Genomic DNA, 4,478 nt, shown 5'->3' on the forward strand with positions numbered 1-4,478 from the left:
CCTCACGTGCTTCCTGTTCACGATCATCCTTGGATTTTCCAAGAAATTGCTCTGCCGCAGTGGCAATATCAGTGATTGAACCACCAATTTTTATAATTGATACACCATCAGCCATGACCGGAACACCCTGCTCTGTGTACACTTCGGGAGTAGAGACTTCAAGTTTACTTGACAGCAAGCTCAATGGCTCTGCTTGCTGGAACACTGGTAAAACGAATGCCCCTCCACCACGGACAATCTTAATTTTATTCCCTGATTCATCGATATGAACATTTTTGCTACCTAAGTAGCTTCCAGTTACGATCAATGCTTCATCAGGACCAGCCGTACGGTATTTCGTAACAAAGACAGCAATAAGTGCAATAAGTAAAAAAGCAACAATAGCAACAACAACCCAAATTAAACTAAACATAAACTACCTCCGAACCTTTTATTAATTTTGATGAGGCATCACATAGACAACCCCATTTTTGACTTCAATGATTAAAACTTTAGTATCTGATGCAATTCCTTCATTTTTAAAACTGGCAGCGGTCTTCGCAATGCTGCCACTAATACTCTCAATTAAGACTTCGCCAAACCCGTCAACTGGGATGGATGTCAGCACCCTTCCAACCCTTCCTCTCAGGTCATTATCATGAAATGCTAAACTTTCCTCTGCTGATGAGATGGGAATCAAAACAAATACATTCAATAAGGTGACAGTGGACAATGATATAAGCAAGGAAATCGCCGCAATCACTCCACTATTAAGACCTGTAACCGATTCAAACAAAAAACCACTTGCAAAAAATACAGTTAAAAAACTAAAAATGAGAGTAGGATTAAATTGGTCCGGTAATTCTAATCCGGAAAATATATCATTAAACAAAATAAATAAAAAAGTTAGTACACCGGAAATAATTAATCCATATAAATAAATTGTTTCTAATGGAACCCCAAATAACTCCATCTCTTTCATCCTTTAAATTGGATTTTTTATGCTCCAATACCTAAACAGCTTGAAGTAAACTTCTAACTTATTAGTTTATGTATTGTTCTAAACTATATATGCAAAAAAAGTATTGTTATATTCCCCCTTTAAATACTTTCCCTACCAAATTATACGAATTAAAGCTTTAAAGGTTTCATTTTTTTATCGTTCTCTTTTAAATCCGGACACACCTACTCCGTACATTTTAATACTTGATCTTTTAAAAACAGCTTTATAAAAAGAAAAATTCAAAATATTATTGACAGCGTTTACTTATCATATTAAAATTCTTATATGTTAACTTAACTAACAGATGGGTTTACAATAGGAGGCAACATTATGAAGGAAAGTCATGAAAAATTAAGAATGATGATGGTTACAGCCTTATTTGCAGCACTAATAGGAATATTCGCCCAAATTACTATCCCACTGCCTTTGGTTCCGATTACAGGTCAGACTCTGGCCATTGGACTGGCGGCTACTATACTTGGTTCACGTTATGGAACCTCTTCAGTTTTATTGTACTTGTTTATTGGGGCTGCAGGTGTACCGGTATTTGCTGAAATGTCTGGAGGACTTGCAAAAATATTCGGTCCGACTGGCGGTTATTTATTATCCTATATACCAACAGTCTATATTACCGGTCTGATTTTAGAAAAGACCCGCTTTACAATTGCAATAGCTTTCCTTGCAAATATCATCGGGATGATTATTACCTTAATCATAGGGACGGTATGGCTAAAATATATGGCTTCCTTAACATGGACAGCAGCCATAGCTAGTGGATTTGCTCCATTTGTAATTGTCGGTACCCTAAAAGCCTTCCTTGCCTCATGGCTTGGCATTACGATTCGTTCAAGGTTAGCATCTGCTAAACTGCTACCTAAAAAAAATGCAACAATCTCATAATATTTCTATCCAGGTAATMATAAGAGAGGATACCACAATTGTGGTATCCTCTCTTATATTTTATAAAAAGAATAATATCATTTCCACAATCTTTTAAACTCCTGAATTCTTGAAGTTCCTGTTATATCTCTATAAATACTATTTCAAGTAAGTCGCAAATAATCCATCTTGGTCAAGTTTTTTTGAAGTTAACGGAAGAAAAAAAAAGACTCTTTCTGAAAAAGAATCTTTTTTTACAAGTAATTATTGCGGTCCTATCCCCATAAGTCCGAATATGAATAGCAAATGTATGTTAACCCCTTTGCTAACCGTAATCATTTTACTATAGTAATAGCGTTTTGACAACTATTGAAGAAACATGAATTCGCTACGATATTGGGCAAAAAAATTACTATTTCATATAGGATTATGTAGCTGATATTGAGTTATTTATTATACACTTTATATTCTTTTTTCGTACCATCATCGTAAGTCACTTCTAAGTCGAATTCTTCAAAATCATCTTTCAAATTAAAAGCCTTTGTTACATCTTGAATGACCTCATCATCAGAAGAATCTTTGGTGAAAGTCAACTTTTCTAATATCGGCGTTAACTCTTCCATCGCTTCATCACTGTGGACTTCGTGTTTATTTAGTTGGTCATCAATAGAGGCTTCTGTTTGGGCTCCCATCGCATCGTATTCTGCTTCATATTCGTTGTCATTACCTGCATAGTCAACTTCTAATTGAAAATCATTAAAAGTAAAAGGCAGCTTTTTATTATTATCCGTTCCTGTTTCAGAATTGGTTTCTGCTTGGTTTTCATTTTCCTCAACCGGTGGATTCTTAACTTCATCGTTATCTTCCCCGCACCCAGCCATAACAAGCATGGCTGCAAATGGGAGTGATAGTACTTTTATTGTTTTTCTCATAAGTCATTTCCTTCCTTAGTCTGTATAGCTTATTTTTCCCCTAAAAGAATGCAATTAAAACCTCTTCCAAGTGTCATAAGGTAGAGCAGATTAAAGAATAAAGTCCTTCTAGGATTAAAGGGGAATGATATAAAACAAGACAGCAAAGAAGTGCGCGACAGAGCCTGCAAGCACAAATAGATGCCAAACAGCATGATGATAAGGGAAACCGCGCCAAACATAAAAGACAGCCCCAAACGTATAAAGCAATCCCCCTGCAACCAGTAGCTGGATACCTGCTGAAGGCATTGCTGCTGAAAGTGGCCCCCATGCAATAACAATCAACCACCCCATCGCTATATAAAGAATAGTAGAAAGGAAAAGAAACTTCTTCACAAAGAAAGCTTTGAATACAACGCCTATAACTGCCACTCCCCATACAATTCCAAGCAGTGTCCATCCTAGTGTCCCTTGGATTACAAGCAGCATGATAGGCGTGTACGTTCCTGCAATGTAGAGATAAATTGCTGAATGATCAAAGATTTCAAATAGGTCCTTCGTTTTCCCTTCTGGAAAGCTATGAACTAAAGTTGAAGAAACATATAAGAGTAGCATGGAAACTCCATAAATGACTGAAATCACTACATGCCAGGCCGACCCTTTCTGAACTGAGAAAATTATTAAAAACACAAGAGCGGCAATACTTAACAAGACACCTACTCCATGAGTAATTGCATTTACCACTTCTTCTTTTTTTGTATAAACATGTGTATTAGCCATGTTACAGCTCCTTAATCTTAGAAAAAATTATTGTTTTGAAATTCTTCTCAATTATACATCAGTTCTTCAAAGCAATATAGAAAACTAAATATTAACTTGAATATCACTGCCTAGTTAGATTATTATCTAATTAGATGATAATCTAACTAGGAGGAAAAAAAGTGCAATTAGAAAAATTAGTCGCTTTCCATAAAACGTTAGGTGATGTGACTAGGATTAGGATTATTTCCATTCTTGCAAACGGTCCAAAAAACGGCCAAGCACTTGCAGGAATATTAAAATTGACAGCCCCAACCATTTCTCACCATTTAACGAAATTGAAGGACGTTAATTTAGTGACAGATCGGAGGGAAAAAAATACGGTATATTATTTTTTGAATGAAGATGTCTTAGAGCATTATTCTTCAGGATTACCTAAAATGGTGTCAAAAAAAGGGGACTCCAATAAAATGGATAATCAAAAGCTGATTTTAGAGCATAAAAAGATCCTTGATAATTTCTTTACTGCAGATGGTCGATTAAAAACCATCCCAGCACAGAGAAAAAAGAAAATGATCGTTCTATATCATATAGCCAGCCTTTTGGAAAAGGGGCGTAAATATCCAGAAAAAGAACTGAATGAATTCATTCAGTCATTCCATGATGATTTTGCAACGCTAAGACGTGAACTCATTATCGGTAGCATCATGTACAGAGAAAACAGTATTTATGAACTGAATCCCCGCGAGATGTGGGCTGATATCGTTTAATGGACAGTATTTTAAATAAAAAACCGGCCCTCCCATAAATGGTGAGCCGGTTCTTAAAGATCATATGGCAAAATGGTGGCCGCCAATAATTTTGATTACCTCCAATTGTTTCATCCATTCGCTGTCCGATATACTTGGGTTCCAGAAATACAATGCATCATTTGTGTAGCCATGGAT

General features: G+C 36.1%; 6 protein-coding genes. 2 read left to right on the plus strand and 4 right to left on the minus strand.

Going from position 1 to position 4,478, the window contains the following annotated elements; all coding sequences use genetic code 11:
• Both AC1DUW_RS21570 and AC1DUW_RS21575 read right to left on the minus strand, forming a co-directional pair.
• The coding region (locus AC1DUW_RS21570; protein WP_477643420.1) for an SPFH domain-containing protein at nt 1-412 on the minus strand (412 nt) is incomplete at its 3' end.
• Nucleotides 413-433: 21 nt separating this feature from the next.
• Nucleotides 434-952: an NfeD family membrane protein gene (locus AC1DUW_RS21575; protein ID WP_053346546.1), complete on the minus strand. Its 519-nt coding sequence runs from the start codon at nt 950-952 to the stop codon at nt 434-436.
• Nucleotides 953-1,312: 360 nt separating this feature from the next.
• On the opposite strand from AC1DUW_RS21575, the gene AC1DUW_RS21580 reads away from it, so the two are divergent.
• Nucleotides 1,313-1,882, plus strand: coding sequence for a biotin transporter BioY (locus tag AC1DUW_RS21580; RefSeq protein WP_053346547.1), 570 nt, complete (start codon nt 1,313-1,315; stop codon nt 1,880-1,882).
• Between the two features lie 425 nt (nt 1,883-2,307).
• On the opposite strand, the gene AC1DUW_RS21585 is transcribed toward AC1DUW_RS21580, so the two are convergent.
• Together AC1DUW_RS21585 and trhA are read right to left on the minus strand one after the other, a co-directional pair.
• Nucleotides 2,308-2,793, minus strand: a complete 486-nt coding sequence (locus AC1DUW_RS21585) for a YusW family protein (protein WP_053346548.1) — start codon at nt 2,791-2,793, stop codon at nt 2,308-2,310.
• Nucleotides 2,794-2,907: 114 nt separating this feature from the next.
• On the minus strand, nt 2,908-3,552 hold the full coding sequence (gene trhA / locus AC1DUW_RS21590; protein ID WP_477643421.1) for a PAQR family membrane homeostasis protein TrhA: 645 nt from the start codon (nt 3,550-3,552) through the stop codon (nt 2,908-2,910).
• A gap of 161 nt (nt 3,553-3,713) precedes the next feature.
• Here trhA and AC1DUW_RS21595 point away from each other — a divergent pair, with 161 nt between their 5' ends.
• Nucleotides 3,714-4,301: a DUF2087 domain-containing protein gene (locus AC1DUW_RS21595; protein WP_053346550.1), complete on the plus strand. Its 588-nt coding sequence runs from the start codon at nt 3,714-3,716 to the stop codon at nt 4,299-4,301.
• Nucleotides 4,302-4,478: the final 177 nt, after the last annotated feature.

Source organism: Peribacillus sp. P4_C12, assembly GCF_056402095.1.

Excerpts from the sequence above, each read along its gene's own strand:
- AC1DUW_RS21575 (WP_053346546.1), bottom strand. The coding sequence starts at position 952 with ATGGAGTTATTTGGGGTTCCATTAGAAACAATTTATTTATATGGATTA.
- trhA (WP_477643421.1), bottom strand. The coding sequence starts at position 3,552 with ATGGCTAATACACATGTTTATACAAAAAAAGAAGAAGTGGTAAATGCA.
- AC1DUW_RS21585 (WP_053346548.1), bottom strand. The coding sequence starts at position 2,793 with ATGAGAAAAACAATAAAAGTACTATCACTCCCATTTGCAGCCATGCTT.
- AC1DUW_RS21580 (WP_053346547.1), top strand. The coding sequence starts at position 1,313 with ATGAAGGAAAGTCATGAAAAATTAAGAATGATGATGGTTACAGCCTTA.